Origin of the sequence: Pseudomonas sp. NPDC087639, from assembly GCF_044743385.1 — a bacterium.
Classification (GTDB): domain Bacteria; phylum Pseudomonadota; class Gammaproteobacteria; order Pseudomonadales; family Pseudomonadaceae; genus Aquipseudomonas.
In genome coordinates this window covers 340,241-362,181 of record NZ_JBIUWI010000001.1, presented here as the reverse complement: position 1 = coordinate 362,181, position 21,941 = coordinate 340,241, and the positions used below count along the sequence as shown (strand labels likewise).

Annotated in this window: 13 protein-coding genes; 5 read left to right on the top strand and 8 right to left on the bottom strand. The window is 52.7% G+C overall.

Translation table 11 applies throughout. From position 1 onward, the window contains the following. Positions 1-47 precede the first annotated feature (47 nt). On the bottom strand, positions 48-404 hold the full coding sequence (locus tag ACIOVB_RS01500) for a hypothetical protein (RefSeq protein WP_095048481.1): 357 nt from the start codon (positions 402-404) through the stop codon (positions 48-50). 154 nt (positions 405-558) lie between these two features. Here ACIOVB_RS01500 and ACIOVB_RS01495 point away from each other — a divergent pair, with 154 nt between their 5' ends. The 3 genes from ACIOVB_RS01495 to ACIOVB_RS01485 are packed head-to-tail and all read left to right on the top strand — an operon-like array spanning position 559 to position 3,892. Beyond that, positions 559-2,079 (top strand): recombinase family protein, encoded by a 1,521-nt coding sequence (locus ACIOVB_RS01495; protein WP_095048480.1) that lies wholly within the window; start codon positions 559-561, stop codon positions 2,077-2,079. A 29-nt stretch (positions 2,080-2,108) separates the two neighbouring features. Continuing rightward, positions 2,109-2,987 (top strand): ParB/RepB/Spo0J family partition protein, encoded by an 879-nt coding sequence (locus tag ACIOVB_RS01490; protein WP_095048645.1) that lies wholly within the window; start codon positions 2,109-2,111, stop codon positions 2,985-2,987. Further along, entirely contained in the window at positions 2,987-3,892 is a 906-nt protein-coding gene (locus ACIOVB_RS01485) for a plasmid partitioning protein RepB C-terminal domain-containing protein (RefSeq protein WP_065614949.1), read from the top strand. The genes ACIOVB_RS01490 and ACIOVB_RS01485 overlap by 1 nt, the downstream gene beginning before the upstream one ends. Positions 3,893-4,204: 312 nt before the next feature. Here ACIOVB_RS01485 and ACIOVB_RS01480 read toward each other — a convergent pair whose 3' ends face one another. The 3 genes from ACIOVB_RS01480 to ACIOVB_RS01470 form a co-directional block, all read right to left on the bottom strand. Then, the gene (locus ACIOVB_RS01480; RefSeq protein WP_401264200.1) at positions 4,205-4,384 is read right to left on the bottom strand and encodes a hypothetical protein; all 180 of its coding nucleotides are present in this window, start codon (positions 4,382-4,384) and stop codon (positions 4,205-4,207) included. Between the two features lie 24 nt (positions 4,385-4,408). Next, the gene (locus tag ACIOVB_RS01475) at positions 4,409-4,630 is read right to left on the bottom strand and encodes an antitoxin Xre/MbcA/ParS toxin-binding domain-containing protein (RefSeq protein WP_401264198.1); all 222 of its coding nucleotides are present in this window, start codon (positions 4,628-4,630) and stop codon (positions 4,409-4,411) included. Positions 4,631-5,024: 394 nt separating this feature from the next. After that, on the bottom strand, positions 5,025-5,543 hold the full coding sequence (locus ACIOVB_RS01470) for a hypothetical protein (RefSeq protein WP_401264196.1): 519 nt from the start codon (positions 5,541-5,543) through the stop codon (positions 5,025-5,027). A 119-nt stretch (positions 5,544-5,662) separates the two neighbouring features. Here ACIOVB_RS01470 and ACIOVB_RS01465 point away from each other — a divergent pair, with 119 nt between their 5' ends. Continuing rightward, entirely contained in the window at positions 5,663-5,971 is a 309-nt protein-coding gene (locus ACIOVB_RS01465) for a helix-turn-helix domain-containing protein (protein WP_401264194.1), read from the top strand. A gap of 111 nt (positions 5,972-6,082) precedes the next feature. Further along, positions 6,083-6,337 carry a hypothetical protein gene (locus ACIOVB_RS01460; RefSeq protein WP_401264192.1) on the top strand — a complete coding sequence of 85 codons (255 nt, stop codon included), beginning with the start codon at positions 6,083-6,085 and terminating at the stop codon, positions 6,335-6,337. A 336-nt stretch (positions 6,338-6,673) separates the two neighbouring features. Here ACIOVB_RS01460 and ACIOVB_RS01455 read toward each other — a convergent pair whose 3' ends face one another. The 4 genes from ACIOVB_RS01455 to ACIOVB_RS01440 are packed head-to-tail and all read right to left on the bottom strand — an operon-like array spanning position 6,674 to position 21,577. Next, entirely contained in the window at positions 6,674-8,716 is a 2,043-nt protein-coding gene (locus ACIOVB_RS01455; protein ID WP_401264191.1) for a hypothetical protein, read from the bottom strand. A gap of 10 nt (positions 8,717-8,726) precedes the next feature. After that, positions 8,727-12,287: a helicase-related protein gene (locus ACIOVB_RS01450; RefSeq protein WP_401264189.1), complete on the bottom strand. Its 3,561-nt coding sequence runs from the start codon at positions 12,285-12,287 to the stop codon at positions 8,727-8,729. A gap of 9 nt (positions 12,288-12,296) precedes the next feature. Further along, positions 12,297-15,074, bottom strand: a complete 2,778-nt coding sequence (locus ACIOVB_RS01445; protein ID WP_401264187.1) for a hypothetical protein — start codon at positions 15,072-15,074, stop codon at positions 12,297-12,299. 2 nt (positions 15,075-15,076) lie between these two features. Next, entirely contained in the window at positions 15,077-21,577 is a 6,501-nt protein-coding gene (locus ACIOVB_RS01440; protein WP_401264185.1) for a hypothetical protein, read from the bottom strand. Positions 21,578-21,941 lie beyond the last annotated feature (364 nt).

Sequence of the window (21,941 nt, the reverse complement as noted above, 5' to 3'; positions counted from 1 at the left end):
TACGATCACATCGAATTGTCGGAAATGAAAAAGAGAGTGTGATTTGCTTAAGGTGAGGGAAGTCCGTCCCGGCAGTCACACGAGTCAATACTATCTATTGCAGATTGGAGTTTCTGTCTAAGCTGAGGCAGCTGCGATGCAGTCAGGGCGTGAGGCCTTTTCGCCATGCTTAGGAAGGCTGCTAGAGCAAAATCGGAATGCTTAACCAAGGCAACCAAATGTTCACCCCTTGGGCCGTTACTCCCAGACATCCAGTTTTTCACAGTCCTCTCATCCGCATTCGTCCAGCGCATCAAAGTCTTTGTCGCCTGATGAGTTTCACCAAGCTCTCTATGCAAGGCCAGGGCAATCTCAGCGGCATATTGTTTTTGGGGCAGAAAAGTATTGCCTGTTTTAGTGAACATATTTCGCTCCTCGGTCTTCTACCTTCTTAAGGGCTATTTCGAAGAAACGCGTTGACCGTTCGCGGCATGTGACGAGTCAGGTCGGCCGTAAATCAGGACGAGGGTAACGCCCGTGCGGACGCTAATTGAGAGTGCGGATGGCATTGACTCGCCTATGGCCTTGGCTGCGGCGTATGTGCGCATGTCCACGGAGCACCAGCAATACTCAACAGAAAACCAGCTCGATACCATCCGACTATACGCGGTAACGCATGGGTTAGAGATCACCAAGGTTTATACCGATGCCGGCAAAAGCGGCCTGCGTCTGGAAGGTCGGGATGCACTCAAGCAGTTATTTTCCGACGTGGAGAGCGGGCTTGCTCAATACACAACGGTGTTGGTCTACGACGTAAGCCGGTGGGGGCGATTCCAAGATCCTGATGTCAGCGCAAGTTATGAAGTGAGATGTCGCCAAGCTGGCGTATCAGTCCAATATTGCGCTGAGCAATTCACCAACGATGGCTCGCCAGTGTCGAATATCGTCAAAAGCGTCAAGCGCATGATGGCAGGAGAATACAGTCGAGAATTGTCGGTCAAGGTCTTTGCCGGGCAATCACGTTTGATCGAAATGGGCTTTCGGCAGGGTGGGCCCGCCGGATTTGGACTTAGGCGTCAATTGGTGGACGCAAGTGGACAGCCCAAAAATGAACTGAGTATTGGAGAGCACAAAAGCATTCAAACTGATCGGGTCATTCTAATACCTGGCCCTGCCAGTGAAATCGCGATAGTCCAACGCGTTTACCAGCTGTTTGTAGAAGAGGGTAGAAGTGAACGGGAAATCGCTGACTGGCTCAATTCGAGTGGTGTAGTCAACGACCGGGGCTCAGCATGGTCACGCGGCACCGTTCACCAGATACTGATCAATGAAAAGTACATAGGAAACAACGTTTGGAACCACAGCTCCTTCAAATTGAAGCAGACGCGTGAGCGCAATCGTCCAGAAAATTGGATAAGGGCCAACGGAGTCTTCCGGCCAATTATCAGTGTGATCCTTTTTCAAGCCGCTCAAGCCGTCATCCAGACGCGCTCATACCGTATGCCTGATGATGAGATGCTTTGCGTGCTCAAGGCTATCTACGAACAGAAGGGATATCTGTCGGGACTGGTGATTGATGAGTCAGAAGGGTGTCCGTCCAGTAGCGCCTATCAACACCGATTTGGGAGCTTGCTCCGGTGTTATTCATTGATCGGTTACACGCCTGAAAGGGACTATCAATACATAGAAGCCAATAGGCGCCTTCGACATTTGCACCCGGTCTTGCTGGGGAAAACCACAGACAGAATCTCGGAGGTGGGCGGGCAGGTAATCATCGATCCCAACACAGACCTTATGCTGGTTAACCAGGAATTAGTTATATCGCTGGTGCTCTGCCGCTGCCAAATATCGATCACCGGCTATAAGCGTTGGAAAATTCGATTCGACGTTGGTCTGAATCCAGACATCACCGTCGCCGTGCGTATGAAAGAGCAAGAAGAAGCCGCGCTGGACTATTACATCTTGCCGACCGTGGAAATGGAAGCACCCTCATTGCGTCTGGCCGAGAGTAATCAGTCCAATCTCGAAATCTACAGGTTCGACTCATTGGATATCCTTGCGCAGCTGTCTCGGCGGTCTGCTCATCGGAGGGTGGCATGACGGCAATTCAAAACCATCGTAAAGCGTTGATGCATGTCGCAGAAGAATCATTGATTCGGCTCATTCCGTTGGATGATATTCGCGTGCTCAACCCTAGAATGCGTAACCGCCAGATTTTTGCGAAGTTGGTGGAGAATATCTCTGCATTGGGTTTAAAACGTCCAATCACTGTTACCCCTACCGCCATTGGCGCCGAGACATTTGAAATCGTTTGTGGGCAGGGTCGCTTTGAAGCCTACCAAGCTTTGGGGGAGAAAAAGATTCCGTGCATCGTAGTGAGCGCCAGCGAAACTGACCGTTATCTCATCAGTCTTGTCGAGAATTTGGCCCGCCGCAAACACTCGAATAAAGAACTGCTGTTATCGATTCAAATCCTCTCTGATCGAGGCTATACGCCTCAACAGATTGCCAGTAAAACGTGCCTGGATGTGACTTACATACACGGAATTCTCCTGCTTCTGCGGCAAGGAGAGGAGCGGTTGATCGCCGCCGTAGAAAAGGGGTGGGTTTCAATCTCCATGGCGACGGAAATTGCGCGCTCCGATGATGGAGAAGTCCAGCATGCCATGATGGAGGCATACGAGACCGGTGTGTTGAAGGGCGAGCAACTTATGAAGGTGCGACGCCTGGTTGAAAGGCGTAAAGCGTTGGGCAAGCGTTACGGGCAGCAGCCTCACAGTGATAAACCGACAACTCCGCAAAAGCTTTTGAACGTTTATCAAGCGGAGGTGCGTCGTCAAAGAGTGATGATCAAAAAAGCGGATATCAGCGAGCAGCGTCTGCTTATTATCGTTACGACAATGCGTCGGCTGCTATCAGACGAGTACTTCGTCACTTTGTTGCGCACTGAGGAGATCTCGGACATGCCTAAGCCATTGGCAGATCGGGTATTCGGGGAGACTCAATAATGGCCGAGATAAAACAGGCTTTCGAGCAGCGCATCATTGCCATTCCAATTGAACGGATTCTCCCTACTCGCAAGATCGAAAAAATTATTCAGGGTAGTAAAAAATACGCCAGCATTCTCAGTTCGATCAAGGAACTAGGAATAATCGAGCCCTTGGCCGTGCACCCCAAACCAGTGGTGAGTGGTGGGGTGTCAATGTATATGCTCTTGGACGGGCATCTTCGCTTGGAGGCACTGAAGACATTAGGTGGTACGGAAGCTCTGTGCTTGATTTCTACTGATGATGAAGGGTTTACCTACAACCGGCAGATCAACCGGCTGACACCGATCCAAGAGCATAAGATGATTATTGCGGCCCTGAAGAAAGGAATTGAGGCCACCCGCATTGCCCAAGTGCTGGGGATCAACGTGGATCGAATCCATGAGAGAGAGAACCTGCTCAACGGCATCGCGCCTGAAGTGGTGGAGATGCTCAAGGTTCGAATGGTCGCTCAGGACGTTTTCCGCGCTCTTAGACAGATGAAGCCCATTCGGCAGATCGAGACTGTGGAAATGATGATCTCGGCTAACTGCTTTACTCAAAATTATGCTCGGATGGTGTTGGCCGCTACTCGCCCAGAGATGCTCGTGGAGAAGAAGAAAAAACAGGGGGCGGATGTCAGCTCTGTGGATATTGCTCGCATGGAGCGTGAAATGGAAAACCTGCAGCATGATTACAAGCAAGTTGAGGACACGTTGGGTGAAACGATGCTGGTCTTGGTCGTCGCAAAAGGCTACTTGGCACGCCTGCTTCGCGATGAAGCCATTTCCGCTTACCTGAAGCGGCATTACGCAGAACTGCTTGAAGAACTGCAATCCATCATGGACGCAGTCACTTCAGATGCCCGTCATCTTGAAAGAGAATGACGGTACTTCACCATCACACCGCCAGATCTAGTTGCAGTCTCCATTCAAGCAAATCCTTGGGCCATCGCTCTGCAGGAATCGTCTGAATGACCCCCTTCAACAGGTGGGGATAATGTCCGTTCACAAGAGCAACTTTCGTCGGGTCTGCTTAAAACAGTACTGACGTTTTACCTGCAAGATGCTGCCCTTCACGTAGACACTCTAAAGCGTCAGCGCCCAATCATTCCGGGCGCAAGAACCCGACACTGTCATTGGCGCCTGGCCTTCTGGCTGACGGCTTCATTGCAAAGGCAGTTTTTACAAATGGTCAGGCTAAGAGCGGGTTTTGTCATCTACCTGCTCCTTCAAGTGCAATAAAAGGGCGTCTCTCAGATCGAGCAGTGCCTCGCGCAGTCGCCGATCTTCACGAGCATCGCCCGAATCCGGTTCGAATGTTTGCGCATGTTGAAGCAAAGCCTCGGCGTCGTTTGTGTTGAGATCAAACGTGATCATGTCGATCCTCGACGAAGGAGTGCATTAACTGGCGAACCCATGGTTGAGCCTATCAAGTTCTGCTTTCACGACTTCATATCCCATCTGACTGTGAGCCAGTTGCAACCGCGAGCAATCACCGGTTTCAACTGTCGGCTGGCTCAGCCAATGATCGGCTTTCGCTTTGTTGCCAAAGACCTGCTCAGCTAGGCGACGGATCAGTTCTGGCGTCGTTGCGTCTTGGCCGTGATTTTGTTGAGAGTCCATGAAAGGCACCTCCATCAAAGCATTCGCTTCAGACTTTGAAAAACCTCAGCCACCAGGCCAATAATCTTGGTCATTTTTAGAGGCATTGAGAGGGTGATGGGTATGCGGTCAGCGCATTATAATGCGCCAAGCCCCCTCATTTCTTGGCTTCTAGCGCAATATAATGCGCTGAGGTATAACCAAAGTACTCACTCCAAGCGTTCGCTGATGGGCCTAGCAGGACACCTGCCTCCACTCAGCCCGAATCTGAAAATCTCCTGAACCCGCGAGAAAGCCTACGTCATTGGTTACCTCGGCTTTCGCTTTGCTACCAAATATGAATTCAGCTTGCTGTTTGATCAGCTCGATATACTTCATTTCTGGCTCTCTGAGGGGCATTTGCATCTGCTCGGTTTTAGCTACCCGTCGAGGTTGACACTGACGTCTTTGCGCAATACTTGCCAAACGCCTTGATGCCACGCTGGATAATCAGCATAGGTTTGATCATGAACTTGTAGCTGAAGAACAGATTCAATGCGATCCACGACAGCTGGTAAATCGAACCTTGGAAATGCCCTCGGTTTGCACTGTTTTCCCAGAGCAAATGCGCTACGAAGAGAGTAAAAATGCCGACCATCAGGGGGGCGAGACTCAAACGCGCTAACGACAATGCAATAAAGGGAATATTCACAACCGAACGAACAGGCTCTCCCTCAACCTGGATGGCCCAGATTCTGCTGACCTTGTCTCTGCCGTACTGGGATGTCGCTCGAACTCGATCACCCGCCTTCACATGCGCATCCAGCACATCCGGGATTTCCAGAGTTTCGAGCTTCTTGCCGTCAATTTTCCAGTAGTGGTAGCTGATCATGTCGTCTCCAAAGCCACGTGATTTTTCGTCGAGCCGCCCATCTACGATCTGCATTTCCTTCATTTTGATCCCTGTCCTTGCATTTGAGTGATGGCAAAAGGATATTTCTGCCAAATACTAAGGAATACTTAGTATCTCATCAACACGAATCTAAGAATCTCTTAGCCTTTCGGCGATGAGAAATGACGACGTTCAGCAAGCGCTTGAAAGAGGCGCGCAAGGTAAGAGGGATATCCCAAGAGCGCTTGGGAATAGATGCCGGGATTGAGCCAGCGTCGGCGTCGGCAAGGATGAATCAGTACGAGAAGGGGGTTCATCAGCCAAGTGAAAGCATCGTGAAGCAGATTGCTGCTGTCCTGAATTTGCCGGTGCCGTATTTCTACTGCGAAGACGATGAGACGGCGCATCTGCTGCAGTGCTTTCATTTGTTGAAAGCAAAGGATCGCAAGGATGTCGTTCATCTGGTTGAGAGCCTCGCTTTCAAACACTGATGTCGGGATCGGATAGAGGTTCTGTTTCGCTTTGCGCGACGCTGTGAGCAAGCAGAACGCCTTGCTTTCGGTCTACCATCTTCGGCACTTATGCTGCCGCCGGCTTGGTTTATGATCTGCGCCTATCCTTTGACTGGAGTAACACCGTTGAATCGAAAAAAGGCGGTGTCACTGGCTGAACGTGAGGGGCTGAAATCTGTGATTGATAACGCGCGAAAGCATGCCGAAGCGGGTTATCCAGACTTTACGGAGACTGATCCTGCTGCGTTTGACGCGGATTTTGTTATCAATAAAGAGCGACAGGGGATGAGTGTCGCTCAGGCGCTTGAAGCTTTGGTCGCATACAAGCGCAGCCCCAAATCTTGAGCCTTACTTGCTGCTAACTTTAGGTGAAGGTGTCTTGGTCGCTGCCAGACACTTAATTGCTTCACTAGTAATGCACCTTTATAACTATTCAAGCAGTATGACCGTTGCGTATCTCGACCGTTGCCACAGACACCGGCACACTTGGTCTTTTGCATTCGGCAGCGAACTATGATCACCTGCTAATGATGGGCAAGATTGTACTCCTGCTCGCCACATGCCACGCGCCCCTTGTATCGCCGAGCCCAAAAAGAATACAAAATGCCTATAAGACCTGCAGTATTTGCCATAGTTGGGGGGGGGGCAGTTTCTCATGTACTGGGCTTGTTCAGGGGGCTGCTACAACCTATCCCAAAAGCCTTTTTTTACAATCAACGAGCACTCTCGATTGGCCGGCCCGCCATGAATGTACGCTCGGGACAATCCTTGGTTGAAGGTTTCACAGCCTATCTCAATCTGCACGCAGCCACTGCACGAGTTGCCGACATCCGTGCATATGGGGTCGAACGCGCAGTTGAAGGAGAACATGCTGGCATCATCAAACCAAGGCAGAAGATAGTGCTGGAATAACGTCAGCAACCCGCCGGCGGTATAATTCTGAACGGACGATACATACAGGATGACCGACAAATCCATGGGTATCAGGTACTCCTGAATGCTCTTGGAGTCGTAGCCCGTATGGCGGCGCGCGGTGAGCATGAGCGCATGGCTGATCGAATGCAGCAGGTTGAAAGGGGCACCATCTTCGGGATTGCGCGCCGGGATTTCCCTCGCTGCTCTGCCAGGATGCATAGCCAGGACGTGGTAGTGGCTCAGCAGGTACGCATGACTGCGGGCTTTGTCATTGAGTACCTCTTCATTAGGCGATTCGAGATATGCCGAATCGATACACCATCGAAGCACCCTGCGAGGATCCAGTCGGATCCATAAAGCCTCTGTTTTCGCCGACATTGCGTAGATGGACGTTTTGCCTTTCATGCCCTCGTCGACGCGATCAGCAAAGGCGTTGAGCATTACAGGCGGAGCGTCAGGGTTGGTCGAAGGGGCGCTTCTTTCCCGTGTGTACCCCAAAGTGGCCAAGACAACTCGAAGGTCAGGGATGTGCGTGATCGAATCGACCCCATAGCGCTCCTGCACACTCTTCCACTGACCGGTAAGTACGTCCTTTTGCGCGATATCTGAGGTTTCTTCGATCTCCTGCTCAATCGTTCTGCCTTGGACATCGTGGGGCAAGAAAACGGCTTCGAGCGTGCGCCGATTGCTGACCAGTTCGATCAGGGTGCTGAGTTCTGGAATCAAATCGCGTACGGCACTAAAACAGCCGGTTGACGTCGCGAGCTTTGCCTCGATGGTGGCGACCTCTTTTCGCGTGGAGTCAAGCATCTGGGCCAAATCTTCGTCATCCTCGGCCAATCCCTCATATTTCGTGATGCTGAGCCTTTTTCTCTCCAACTGCATGCGCAGGGCGGCCTGTTCATTTGCATCGCCAATATTTGCCGAGAGCAACATGGAAAGTTTTTGCTCCAGCTCACGGCCAGACATCTTTTTCAGCAAGGCGAGCGCTACACCTTCGGCAACGTCTTGGGCCATGCCCTCGGCGCTTTCGTTTGAGCCTTGCAAGCACTGCAAGAGGATGGCAATGAGCTTACCTCTGTCTTCGCTCAGCGCGATGTACTGGGTACTCTGGGCGTAGAATGACTCACCGCTAGTGAGTGGAGTTCCACGCTTTTGGATTTCGGCACCAAACAAAGCACTGCACGCGGGGCACTCGTCCTGATATGAACCCGACAGCTTATCGCCAGTTTCCACATCAAAAAACGATGAGTGGAAGAACGAACCGGAATCTCTGTAGCCGATGCTGGTGGATCGACGAGCGGGGTGCGGGATGTGGACGGGGCTTGCGTAACCGCACCGATGTACCGAAACGTAGGGAAGCTGGATCATTTCTCCTGAGCAACTTCTGCGCTTGCAAGGAATGAAGCTCCTGCCATTGTGCTCTCTGATCCGGGACTGCATTTTGGAAAGCGTCCGGTCATCTGGTTCGCGGGCGTCGTAAAAATCAAGCACTTTGCAACGCCTGCAGGTGAGAATCAGTGGTGCAGGGGAGACAAAAATTTCAGATGGGGATTGGATTTCCAGACGCTTCTTTTCTGCGGCGGTCAAAAAGGTTGGGTCGACCTCGCCACCGGCGCTTTCCCAGTCATGTACAAATGTCAGGACAGCTTCGCGCAACTGTTGCTTATCAACCCCTTCCAGCGCTGACCCACTATTGTTGAGAATACCCATAACGCGACCGTACGCTTGGTTGCGAAGGCGCATATAGGCTCCAGGGAGGAAGGCTTCTCTGAAAAGGCGGCTGCGACTCACATATTCCTTGTCCATTTTTCCTTCCTCACCTGGCTATTGCCATGAATACTTGATCAGCAGCGCTGTTGACTGGCTTGATCACAATCTGGTTTTCGATGTCGCGAAACGAGCGGAATGGGGCATACCCGAAGATGTCACCCAGTGCTTCGCTCAAAGTCTGTTCGTTCTTGCTTCCCGGCCATCGCTCTAATTCAAAAAACGCGTTGTCGACACGGGTCATCAATGCGGTGTCAAAGCCGGCGATCACTCGCGAGTCGAACTTATTGCTCAGCACTGCCGGGATGCGCAGCGCATTGATCACGACAGTTTTGATTTCTGCTGCGGCAGCCTTTCCCATGTCGCTTCGCAGTAGCGTGACGAGGTCGGTCACTCTGTGGCTCAGGTCGCCTCCCCATCTTTGCTGTGGGGCCCAATTGAGCAGTATTGCCGACATGACCCCGGGCAGCGTGCGGTCGATGATGTTGGGAGCGAATCTGTTGATCGGCACCGAGTCAACCAGACGATCAAGGAACGTGTGGTAGTCTCCAAAATTCATGAAAACACCAGACTCAAATAGCTGATGCGATGAGAGCACGCACAGCACGATGCCCGGATGAACGCGCCCGCTTCGAGCGGAGGCCTGGATGTATTCCGCCGTCGATTTCGGCCAACCTGCAACGATCATGAAGTTTAATTCCGCGATGTCGACACCATGGGACACAACGCTGGTGGCAATGATGTGTCGGCAGGTGTCATCAGCATCCTTGGTTTCGACATGGCGAATTGCGTCGAGGATCATGTCCAGGCGTGTCTCGCCATCCAGCAACCGAGCTTTACGCTCCACATTGGTCTTGCTATTGACCTCTTCCATGTAACGCATGATTTCGTTGATGCTGCGTTTGCTGTTGGCATACACCAGGTCGGTGTTCAGGTTCTTCTCGATGTAGCGAAGAGCATCCTGACTCTGGCCATTGGTTATGCCGATAGCTTTGAGCAGTTGTGCGTCACCATTTGCAAGCTTGCCTCGCCAGTCATCTACCTGATCCAGGAAGCGAGAACTGGCTTCCGCCACCGCTTTCATGGCGACACGACCACGACCGATAGGGAGAATTCCCGCAAACCAGCGACGAATCAGTTGTGAGCCTGTCTCGTCATCTTTCGCTTTACGGGCATAGAACGACTCTCCCTGGTTGACGCCTGGGGCAGGGAAACGAACGGCGTTGCGCAGGTACAGATGATGGATATGGTCTTCGAAATCCTTGATGGTGGCTGTTGCCGAGAGCACTTTGGGCGCCCGACCGCCATGACTGATCTGCAGGGTGCTGAGCAATGTCTCGTAATGAGCATCAAAGTTGCCCAGAGACTCGCGAAGCAAGTGCAGCTCATCCTGAACCAGCAGTGAGAAACCTGGGTCTTTCATGGGGGAGGTGGGCACCACTCTGACAACGCTAGTGCGGGTATTGTTGCCGCAGTCGAGGGCCTCCCATTTCTCGCTTCGTTGCTCAATGCGACGATGTTCGCATTTTGATCTCTGAGAGAAGCCGTGTTCAGGGCAGAAGTAACGCGCCCCACCAAAGAAGTTCACAAAACGATGGTTGTGGCCTATGACGGCGAGTTTGTCCACCGTGCCTACCAGTACAGAAGGCAGATACCGGTAGCATTCTTCATCCGAGACATAGATACCAATCTCCCCCTGAATGCCCTGTCCATGCTCTCCTATATCGGCTTCGCAGTTTGACCAGCATTCAGCGTTTTTACAGACATGCTTGATGCGTGCGCGAGCCATATCGGTCGCAATACTGATGGAACCTGCCGTGCCGCAATAAGGGCAATCAGAGATGAACTGGTAGGACTGAAGGCGTTCGTTGCTGAAAGATGGCAAGAAGCCTTTCTGAAAATCTTCGCCATAGGTGCTGCTAACTCGGTTTGGCGTACCTTCACCGGTGTAATAGCCAATTGTGAATGGCCATCCGCCAAGACGCTCACGATGACGCAGTATGTTGGTCTGGGCGAGCACGAAGGAAAGCCGTTGGAATTGCTGAACGGACAACATCCGCAATGGAAATCTGAGCCAGGCAGTCGTGCCGTAATCGCGTCCATTAAGCCGGCCATAGAGCAACGCCATGCTGATAATGCCGAGGTATGCCTCAGTTTTACCGCCGCCCGTGGCGAACCAGAGTACGTCTGCTGTTTCCATGCTGCCTCGGAGTTCAGCCGAGGTGGCATGCCGCTCGTAGATCGATCGTATCTGCGAGAGAATAAAGCCGAGCTGGAATAGGTGCCATCCGGTAAAACTTTTTCCCTGAATCTTGATGGCGGCGCCCATTGCTTCGTTCATCCACTGGAAGCATTGACGCAGGTCGTCATGTTTGCGCAGAAGCTCTACACCGTCGCGGATCCGGGTAGTTTCCTCCTGAAAGGCATTGCGGTCAGCAATAGCAATATCCTTATCCGCCATCAGCCCTGCTGATTCCAATGTACTGATACGAATTGCCCACTCATCGAGGTAGCGCTCTTGTGTTTTCAGGAAGCTGTCGCAAATCAGGATTGGATCGCGTGCGAGCATTTCATAGCTCGGAGCTGAGTCCATTCCCACTTCGGCAGGCAATGGAGCATCAACCCGGGGCTGAGCGTAGGTGGGCATCCCATCCGTCATGAACACCTTTTTTTCTACCTCAACGACCGCGCAGCTAATGCCGTAGCCAGGAAGGCCGTCATTGTCGCGGTAGCGATATTCTTCCGGCTGCAGGCGATGGGGCACCTTATAGTTCTCGCCGGCGACAAGTTTGGTAACCAGACGGGCATCCAACAAGTATGGGGAGTCGACGCCAAAGATTCGGGCATGATCGGTGGTCGTCTGGTTTTCCAGAAATACTTCTAGCAGGAAGCTGCCTTGGGCGCTCGTACCGAATGCTGATGGGGTAGGGCGAAGGCGTGCACGCAGGTTTATAGCATAGTTGAGGAGCGTATTTTGGTCGCTGACGATCTGCTCATGAACGGTGCGGTTCAGGCTCGTCTGATCGACCAGAGCTGTGTCGCTCCAGTTGTAACCGAATTTCGCGTTGCCATTCGCATTCGTGTGACAGCGCCGCATGACCCTAGGGTCGCTAATCCATCGTTGTTGTTCTGCCTTCAGCACAGCTTCGATCGCAGCTTTCCCTGAGACCCACTCGTTGGGCTTATGGGGGGCAAGATCAAGCATGATTGATGAGAAACACACTGTGTAGCGCTTGAATGCTAAGGGCAGGGTTTGGCCCCTTTTCGGCGAGCCGGCATCAAGCACCAGATTTTCTTTCACGGTGGGTAAATCAGGAATGTAGCGATGCACGACATCGAATTGACCACTTAGCTCACATTTGATGCAACCTTCCTCATCGGGAGAGACCAAGAGCACGATGCCGATCGAGTTAGGGGGTTGTGGGCCTGTGTAGGCGGCATCGGGCGCTGCGCCCAGGCAGCCAACCAGGCTGGTGCGGTTGGGTTCGATACCGTCATACAGTTTGCCGTCTTCTGGCAATACATCTGCGTCCTTGTCACTAAGTCGCAGGCGCATCTCGTCAAGAAATGCAGCCGTCAGGCCCATTTCCTCTCGGTAGTTGAGAGCCATCGTTCGTCCTTAAGATTGTGTGGTTTCCAGATGTTTGCCGGCGTGATGGATGACGAGTAACTTGTCATCTGCGTCCCAATCGAAGTGAATACGCAATGTGCGCGACGGATCGCGGGCGTTCCCAAGGCAGAAGTGTCTGTTCATGTTCGCGGGCTTACCCTTGTACTTGCGGTTGTCCGCGTACATACCCATCGTCACTGGGGACATTTTGGGTTCGAAGTCGATGCTCTCCAGCTTAAAATGCTCAAGCACATCATGAAGTCGACCCGTTTTCTCACTGTAGTGGTCGTAGAGCTTTGTGGCCATCAGTGACAGGCAAGCCCGGAATTTCCCATGATCACGGTAAACCGAGTCGCGCAGGGACTTGAGAGCCGGGTTGGTCATGTGAATACGCCCAGGATGTGTGTCCGCAACCCCATTTGCTATGTCGATCAAGCCTTCCTCTTTCGGCGAGACTACCTGCTTAGGGGTCATCCGGATCGAGTTCACTACCGATATTTCGATCATGTCGTCGAAGGCCCAACCGTCTAGCGTCAACTGCCCGATCTCGACGGTGGTAGCACCTGCTGCTCTTTCCAGAATGGCTTTGCGAAGCTGATTGCCAATCTGCTGATGAGCGATTCGTACCTGCTCGATGGCATTGGCTACATAGAGTGCCGCTCTCTCGGGATTTTTGGAACCGGAAAGGCGGGCAAACACGGTGACCGCCGCTCGGTCACGGGGGCCATATACTTTGTGACGATACCAGTTGCCCACCGTTGCATCGCACACACTCACCTTTTCCTTGCGCAACTGGGTTTGCACCTGGGCAACTGTCATATGTGCGGAGACGGTATCGACCATTGCTCTCCAGCGGTTGGCGGCTCTGAGGAACTGCTGCATGCCTTCTGAAAGAGCCACCATCTCGAAGAGCTTTTCTTGAGTCGCGATACGCTCATCGGTGTGCCGGAGCAGGATGATCTGATCACCTGCAGTCAGCTCATCGGCAGGCGTCGGGTGAATTTCTTCCTCTCGCAGCACGAGCACCGGACGGGTCTTGCTCCAAGGCAACTCTGCCTTCGCCTCTTCGAGGCAGATCCAGACAAGATCCTGAACTAAGGCCTCGCCGCTTTGCACGGAGGCCATAGGTTCTGCGGGCTGCTCCATCAGCAGATCCAGCCAATTATTGAACTCCGCTGCCAACGGAATAGAGACAACACGTTCTTTCGCCGGATACAGACTGCAATCAGGATGGGTGAACGTTTCCAGAGCTAAGGACGACAGAAGTGTATCGACATCGTCGCATCGACGATCATTCCAGCAGAGCTGCCAGTGAGTCAGCTTGTCGCCATCGACACGACTTTGAACACCATGCTTAGACCACCATAAATGGAGCATGCGCTCTACGAAGGGCTTTTCGTATTCGTAGGCTGGAATAGTAAGACGGCGACATGGCGTTGCTAACCAGTGCTGCCGATTAGGCCAAAGCATTCCCACAATGACGACTTCGTCGACTACCCCAGAGAACTGTCGATAGGCTTTCACGCCATCCATTGCAGTGATTTGAATGGTCTCGTTCCAACCTTCGGTTAGCTCATTGTCGAACCAGTGCTCCAGGGCTGCTACTTCATAGGGGCTGCCACACAGTACCAACGTATCAGTTTTGTTCGTGCATGAGTCCTTAAGGTGTTTGAGCAGCCATCCCGCTTTGCCAGTTATGGATTGCATGAGTAATTGATGCCAGTCCCTCAACTGCTGGATCAAATTACGCGAAGCCACATCTGACTCACCGAACAAACAGCTTCCTTTGTCGGCAATTTGCAACCATCGTTCAAGGCAACGAATAGGGAAAAGACCCGGGCGTGTCGCTGCCTGTAATGTCGTCTCCAGATAGGGAAGGGGGAGAGACAATTCGTTGAGGCTGCGAAAGACCTTGCCAATGATTGCCAAGCGTTCCCTCAGCACGAAATCTCTTCGATCCAGTTCGCGTCGTAAACCGAAGAAGCGGTCAGCGATCAGTCCCAGCTCAAGATTGGCCCTGCGATCCTGGATTACCGTTAGCTTGAACGGAGAGTCGGATCCTTCAGGTGAAGTCAGTGCAACTATATCGCCGAGTCGCATCACCCATAAATGGCTCCGAGTTCCGTTTGAGCGGATCCTGTCCAGAGATTCGCTATCACCCAGCGAGAGCAACGTGATTCTAGGCACCTCAGGAAAGCTCTCTGACAGTGCGCTGTCCACGGCAGCGAAGTTTTCATTTCCTCCAAGCGTACCATCTATGACCAGAACGAAAGGCTTGCTTGCCCTGCTGATCGCTTCAACCAGCTCCATCACGTCCGAGGAGCCATCCACAACAAGCGTTTGGGAGGCGGACGTTTTGTTGCGTTTGAGGTCAGATGCTCGCAGCACACGAGCACGCAAGGCCTTCACACGCGAAAGATCATGGAAGCCATTACGTGGGCGGGAGATGAATACGATATCCGGACACTGCTCCATTTTGCTCGGGTTTAGCCATGGCGAACGTATCCCGCCCTGCAGTGAGTCCAGCCGGATTCGTTGCAGATATACCATCATTCGAGTAATGCCTTCCCCGCCCATCAAAGGCAGTGCAATCGCCACTGACTGACCGTACTTCAGGGCCCGTCCCGCCACCGCAAAACTCGCGCATTCGGCTGCATCCGGAGCGGTCAAGTTGATCGATGACCACGCTGCTGAGTTGGGGTGAAGCAGTTCGCTAGCGGGAACTGCACCCCACGCATCTTGCATCACGCGCATCCAGCTTAACTGGCTTGTTGTTTGCTGGGACATGATCAGGCCTTGGTCTCTTGGGACGCCTTACTGAGCAGGGCAGCTTTAATACTTTCAGAAACGCGATACGAGCTTTTCTTCCCTGCTCTGCAAGGAACGATCAAGCGTAGGCGGGTCAGCCAACGAAGCGCCTGCTGTGGGTCGACATCCCCAAAATCATCCATGAGTTGCAGCTCAATATCTTCTTCATCAAAGCGCTCCTGCTCGCAGAGCGCACTCAGTACTTGGCGCCCCCAACTCACAGCGGTCAACCCAGTCTTGCCGAGAAACTCTTCCATGCTCTTAGGCTTGGCTTGAAGCACTGAAGTGTAGGCCGCACCGAAGCCGCTCACCTTGACCACTTCGGATTTCTTATTCTTGGCAGCCAACAACCTGTCCAAGGAGAAATACCACCCCTGGCTATAGCTTTCCAAGGTGTTGGTCGATGTGGAGGTGTTTTCCAGGTTGAGCCTATTCAGCAGATGAGCCAGTGCGGTCTTTTTCCAGACGTCCAGGGCGATGAAGGGCTGCATGGTTTCTCGACCTTGGGTGAGCTGTGGGTTCGACTCCCACTGCCACAGGGCACGCGGCGACATGAGGAAGATGACCCGAACTCGGTTGCGTTTGGCGTTGGTGTTCAGTCGTGCTTCATGCGCAACGTCGAGTAGATCCAGCGTCGTACTGATCGGTTGTTCACCTGTGATCTCAACGAAGAACATGATGTTTTTGCGAAGCGACTGGACACCAATGACACTGTCGACCAGCAATTTCTTGAACTCACTGGCGGAGCCAAGATCGGTATCTCTTTTGTGAGCCGGCACGTAGCGGCCCGAGTACTGGTTGGTGGTCAGGGCAGGCTCTTCTTCCCCAATCGCCAGGAGAGACTCAAGCATCCACTGAGGATCCAGCCCCAAGGCCTCAGACCCTGTAATGATGCCTACGGAGTAGTTCGATGACCGCGCCTCAATGGCGCCAAACGTAGGCTTTTCACGCACTTCTTCGCTAATAAGCAATTTCTCGTCTCGCAATGTGAGCGGGGAAGGGCGCGGTGCGTTAACCGGGTAGGCGTGTGCGGACAACGGGTCGTTCTCATTGATCGCATCCACCGCAGCCAACAGTTTGTCTTCAATGTTTTGTTGGCCACCAACCAAGTTCAAGATGTTGGCGTTGCGCAGTGCGTATTCCTTACCGCCCTCGATGCGTCGCATGTATTGAAGTACGCCGAGGCCGCACAACTCATCGAGGAACGCTTCAAACTGCGCATCGGTCATCGGCTCGAAGATATGCGGAGCCCATTCCTGGACAATCAGTTTCGCGCGGCTTGGAGAAAAGCTACTGGTGCTTTGCGAGATCAAGCTGTAGGCAATCAGCTTGTAACGCAGGTCGAGGTTCAGCGTGATGTCAAAGCGATCACAGATGAGCTGACGAATGTTCGGATCCTTTCGGATCTGTTCAATGTCTTCAGCGGTGATGGTGACCGAACCCACGCGCCGGTTGTGACGCGCGTTGAGGGTCTGGATCAGTTCATGGCAGACAATGTGAATCAGGCCGGGATGGCGATTTGTCTCGACGAGAATCCTGTTCATAAGCAAGGGCGATTCGAACTCATAACCCAAATGCCCCAGTGGCTCGCGAATGAGCTGAAGCGCCTCTGCCGGGCTCATGATTGAGACCTGGATTGCGCTGCCGAGCTGATGCAGTGGATAGTTCGCGGCGTCAGCGAATCGGCGTACGTTTTCCAGACCTGCAATTACGACCTTAAAACGACCATTGCTGTTATTCACCAAGCCACTGAGCTCACGGAAAATGCGGAAGCCGTTTGCAGCATCGAGTCCCAGAATGGGATCGATTTCGTCGAGGCAAACCATGAGCGCGTCTGGGTTGTCTTTGGAGAAATAGTCTCGTAGCTCATCGACCATCCCGTCAGCGTCTGAGGGGTACGAGTTTTTGACCAAGCCGCTTGTGACAGCAGCGTGGTGAATCATCTGCCAAACCCGATTCCGGTGTTTTTCCAGCTCATTGCCAGAGAGGTTAGCGCGATCCAGGTCTCCATCCATTTGGTACAAGAAGGCATGGTGGCGTTGCTCAGGGTTGTGGAACCACCGCTGTGTTTCTTTGAGCAATGTCGTTTTACCCAGCTGCCGGCCACCAAAAATCATAGCTGCGCCGTTACGCATGGTAGTCAGCGACTTAATGTCGTTTTGGCGTCCATAGCGCATCTCCGGCGGCGCCGGCTGCATCTGGTTGCCGGTGTACGGATTGCTGAACGTCCATGGCAAGCTCAGTTGCAAGAAGGTCTTCAGCCGTTGGTGATCCGAAACAGCGAGACCAGCCAGCATTGTCATGAGGACGGGATCGACATGGAGCAGCGCATGCTTGAGCTGTTTTGAGAACTTTGCCAACTCATTGCGTTCATCGTTCGAAAGCTCTTTCGCAGATATCAGCACCGTCCGGTCATGCAGAAACTGGGTCTGCTCGGTCAGCAATGTGCGAAGCTCAGTGAGCGTCCATTCGCCGTTGGCAATCAATACGTTGATGGCCTGCTCTTCTGATTTTTGGCTGAAGAACACGATCCCTCGTCCCGTGTCACGCCGTTTCACGTTCAGGGTAAGGTGGGAAATATGGCTTCTTGACGAGAAGGCTGTGCGCTGTGAAGTCACATTACTGAATATAGGGGGCACTGCCTCAAGCCCTAGGGCGAACAGAATGCGCACCAGCTCTTCGTAGGTCGCCTTGTCCAATGACTTAACGCGGCGGCGCAGGCTGATCAAATCCTCGATGGCCAGTTTGAAGTAGGTAGGCAAGGTGTCCAAAGACAAACCGTTCAAGCTTGCGCTAGAAAGATGGCGGATCACTTCACGAGGATTGCGGTTCTGACTCAGTATTGTATGAAGCTGAGGTTCAAGCAGAAGAAAGCGCTTGAGCAGTTCAGTGCCGGATTCGGTATCGTTTTGCAGTGTCTCGCCTTTGTCCAGCGAATGTTTGAGATGTTCAAGCATTTCCTCAGCGACAGTCGTGTCATGTGTATTGAGCGCCGAACGGATCTGCTCCATCCACGTAGCGGGTACCCAATCCACCCCGCGATCAACCAAAGCTTGATTGACCAGTGCATCCAGTGATGCTTCAAGCTCCTGCTTCTTGGTCGTGAACTTGGTTACGATACTCGATTCAAGAGCATCCAAGCTGTGGTAGATCTCACCTATATCATCCAGCGCCTTGAGGCTTTTGAGCTGATCCTGAAGGTGCTCAAGCTCGCCACGCAGTTGGTAATGTCGTTCATCATCGATCAGCGAGGCAATGTTCGCGTTATCCAGCAGCCCCCTTATCTGGTCGCTTCGCAGGTTGCATTGGCGAATTTCTTCCAAGAACAAGCGCTTGATCGCCTCGATGTTCTCCGCCATCGACACCTTGGAGACATCTTCATGGTTGAGGGTCAGAAGCAGCGCGTGACGGAAGTTATTGCGTTCCAGCGCTTGGTCGGCAAGCTCCAGGTCGCTCATACCCTTTTCAAGCTGGTTCGTTAGGAGGGCCAATTGATGATGAGGATCATCGTCTGATGATGTGGCGAGCCATTCTGAAGGCCACTGAAGCCAGCCATTAATTCGGGAAATCTCCCAAATCGTTTCCTCATGCCGCTCGGCCACTTTGTTGATGCGTTGGAGCACACTGATGGCGAGCAGTAAGCCAGCTAGCTGTTCTGGATCTTCGGTGTTCTGGAGTCGCTGCTCTAGGTGCACGGAAGCTGCCGTGAGCATGGTGAGGAAACGGGGGGCGAACTTACTGATTTCGCTTGTGCGTTGACCCAGTAGGCTGTGGCCTTCGACCCACCGATCGGCTACGTCTACGATCTCGTCGATTGACCGTAGGAACCAATTTTTAGCATTGCCTTCGATCTGAGGAGCGGAGGTACTTTCGTTCATCATCCTGTGAATTTCAGCCGTCATCAGCCGAGACTGCTCATCCTTGTCTCGATACAAATCGGCAAACGCACGCACCTCATCTATCCGCGAAGCATCGTCTTTGATGATGCTCTCGTAGGTGAGGTCAAAGTCTTCGCGTGCCAAGCATTCTTTCATCGCTTTGCGAGCAGGAGCCCAGCCGGTCTGCTTGTTCAGGATGCGGTCTTGCCACTCAACAAGACGGGCGGCAAGTTTGTCGCGTGCTTCTTTGTCGTTGCTTGTGGGTTGCTCACGCAGAGTGTCTACATCCAGTCGAGTATTGTGGCTGGAGAAACTGATCACTTCTTCGATCAACCGGGAGACCGGGCCATCGAAGTTGCCGAGGACAGAGGCGAGCAAGCGTGGCGCGTTGGTCATCATTCCGAAGAACAACGTAGGTTGAAGTGTGGCGGCGAACACCAGGTAGGGAACAACACGTCCGCCTGGACGTCGATAAATCCAGCTTTCAATGATCTCCGAGGACAATTGATGCAGGTTCTGCTGAACCCGGGTTACGGTCGCAGAGTCACCACGCCAAACGTGCATGCCATGGTATGCCGCCTGAACCAGTGGCAGCGACAACAGCTCGCCCCCAAGGCCCATTCGGCCTGCAATTTCCAGCGTCTTGCTGGCTAGTGGAAGCTGCCCGCGTTTCAACCAAAGCAATGCGATGTTTTCTACGGCAATCGCGGGAACGACATTCATCGTCTGCTGACAATGCTCCAACCGTTCGCGGGCTTCTTTCGGCGTGTTGAGGAATCGAGATACGTTGACTTGATCTTCCGCCGTTTCTTGTATGACTAACTCATCAGCTAGAGTCTCGACACCCAGAACAGAAGTAGTGTTTTGCTCTTCGGCTAGATCAACAGTGATAAGAGCAGGCTGAAGCGCTACTTTGATTGCAGCTTCAGGGAGAAGAACCGGCCCTGGATCAGGCTGGGTGCCGGCCACCTTTTTTGCCTCGTCAGAGACCACCGACTCTTCGTCGCTAGTATCAGATCCACGCGCATCAAATCTATACGCAGTGATCGCGGACATATCACTAGCGAGGGTTTTATTGTGTGCATCCAGCTCCTCGGAAGGCGGCGAGGTGGCCAGAACATCAGAAGATGTTCTTAACCAAGCGGTAATGGCAACCTTGGCTGAGGGATGATAAGCCCTCGGTGTCAGCTCGACTTCATGGCCGTCTACTGAAAGTGTGTCGAGCTGATAGCCGGAAGGCAGTAATAGGTCGCAGCCTTGCTGCTCCACCTGTTGATGCAGCCGATTGCTTTTGACGCGGGATTCTTCAGCTTCGGTAATGCTGATCCGTAGTTCGGCTTTTTCACGAAAGTTGGCAATCCTGAATCTTGCGTTGAAGTTCGCGAGATCGTTATCGATTTGATCACAGCGCGCTTGTGCTTGCTCAAGAAGGGTTTTGATTTCGATCGATTGTACTTCACGCTCGCCGGTCAGATCATCTAAGAAGGTTTCCGGCACCTCCTGCTGCAACCGTTTGTTGAGAAATTCCAGCCAGGCCGTTTTGAAGGCCAAGAGAAACTCTTCGTCATCAAAATTCTGCAGTGACAGAGTACGGCCAACCTTGATCAGGACGTCGACGCACTCTTCAAGTATTTTGCGAACCGCATCATCGCTGAGTGAGTATTCCTCTTTCAAACGAGGAAGGTTTGAGGAGATCAGCGCCTCGATTTGCTCGGCATAGCGGAGGTTGCCTGAATCCGTTTTTGCCTTCTCAGCTAAGTTAAACAATTCTGCATAGAGGTCATACAGGCTATAGGGGGCGGCAGGAGAATCTACTACTGACTGTGGCGCGACGGATGTCGGTATCTGACATGCCTGATCTACCGAGTCCGTCGCGCGAATTTGTCTAGCTTTCCTCTCGTCCTCCAACATTGTCGAATAATACTCAACCAGCTCCGGTTGGCGCGTCAGGAAAATGCCCAGAAGCTCGTTGCCGAAGGGAGTGGCCATGGCGTACACACCATTTGCCAAAGCCCGCCGCCTGTCATTGTCGACTCCCTCCCAGCCCGCCAATTGATCTAGCAGGACGCCCACCATCCCTCCCAGCTGAATGACGAACTTGCGATTTTTAATAAAGTCCTTGAGTTCGGGCTCCATGTTTTTCACGCTATCAACCCAATCAAGCCGTTTTTCAAGCATTGCGCTCAAAGCGTCCTGATCTTCCTGCGTAAGCTCAGCGAAACGTTGGGCAACTTCGCCTTTGATTTCATGCCATGTCGGGTCTATGTCGTTCAAAACGACTCGTTCCCAGCTGCGGTAGCCACCAGCTTTTTTTTCTGATTTTTTGAGCAAGCGCTGGTGGGTGTTGAACAGATCCTTAAGTAGAAGCTTCAAACGACCTATAGAAGTCTTCTGGAAGTCCATCACTCGAAAACCGGGCCTCACTTTCGCCTGTTCAAGTCGGCGAAGAGCCCTAGACATGCCGATCATCCTTTCCAACACGGAGGCGTCGAGTTCACCTGTTTCGGGATTGAGCATGGTTTGGTCTGGAAAACCGATCCCATCGGCAGAAAACTGCTCAATGAGTGACTGATCGACGACTTCGGTGCAAATCAGATTTGGCATTTGATATCCATATCAGACTAGGTGGGGGAAACTCGCCGAGCAACACCTCATCGGGAGGAGTCATTCCAAGGTGCAAACGGAGCAGTTTAGATGGCGAATTGTAGTAGCCCAAAGCTACTACACTAGCGGTTCTCCGGCTAGTAAGACCGTCGGTCATTCGTCCGTGAGTTCTGAGACCCGCTCAAGGAGTTAGATACAGGTGGGAAGGTAATGAGGCAGGTAAAAAAATCCTTAACCGTGAACCCTGACTCAAGTGTCTGCATGATCTTGGAGTTGGGCGCATGAACGGCCCCGTGCATCCAGCAGTGTTCTATCCGCCAGCCTTTTAGGTCTTACGTCCCGGCAAACCTCTACCTACGAATGC

Bases quoted from the DNA above. Each gene is read 5' to 3' on its own strand.
- ACIOVB_RS01445 (WP_401264187.1), bottom strand. From the start codon at position 15,074: ATGTCCCAGCAAACAACAAGCCAGTTAAGCTGGATGCGCGTGATGCAA.
- ACIOVB_RS01455 (WP_401264191.1), bottom strand. From the start codon at position 8,716: ATGGACAAGGAATATGTGAGTCGCAGCCGCCTTTTCAGAGAAGCCTTC.
- ACIOVB_RS01470 (WP_401264196.1), bottom strand. From the start codon at position 5,543: ATGAAGGAAATGCAGATCGTAGATGGGCGGCTCGACGAAAAATCACGT.
- ACIOVB_RS01500 (WP_095048481.1), bottom strand. From the start codon at position 404: ATGTTCACTAAAACAGGCAATACTTTTCTGCCCCAAAAACAATATGCC.
- ACIOVB_RS01450 (WP_401264189.1), bottom strand. From the start codon at position 12,287: ATGGCTCTCAACTACCGAGAGGAAATGGGCCTGACGGCTGCATTTCTT.
- ACIOVB_RS01480 (WP_401264200.1), bottom strand. From the start codon at position 4,384: ATGATCACGTTTGATCTCAACACAAACGACGCCGAGGCTTTGCTTCAA.
- ACIOVB_RS01460 (WP_401264192.1), top strand. From the start codon at position 6,083: ATGATCTGCGCCTATCCTTTGACTGGAGTAACACCGTTGAATCGAAAA.
- ACIOVB_RS01485 (WP_065614949.1), top strand. From the start codon at position 2,987: ATGGCCGAGATAAAACAGGCTTTCGAGCAGCGCATCATTGCCATTCCA.
- ACIOVB_RS01490 (WP_095048645.1), top strand. From the start codon at position 2,109: ATGCATGTCGCAGAAGAATCATTGATTCGGCTCATTCCGTTGGATGAT.
- ACIOVB_RS01465 (WP_401264194.1), top strand. From the start codon at position 5,663: ATGACGACGTTCAGCAAGCGCTTGAAAGAGGCGCGCAAGGTAAGAGGG.
- ACIOVB_RS01475 (WP_401264198.1), bottom strand. From the start codon at position 4,630: ATGGACTCTCAACAAAATCACGGCCAAGACGCAACGACGCCAGAACTG.
- ACIOVB_RS01440 (WP_401264185.1), bottom strand. From the start codon at position 21,577: ATGCCAAATCTGATTTGCACCGAAGTCGTCGATCAGTCACTCATTGAG.
- ACIOVB_RS01495 (WP_095048480.1), top strand. From the start codon at position 559: ATGGCCTTGGCTGCGGCGTATGTGCGCATGTCCACGGAGCACCAGCAA.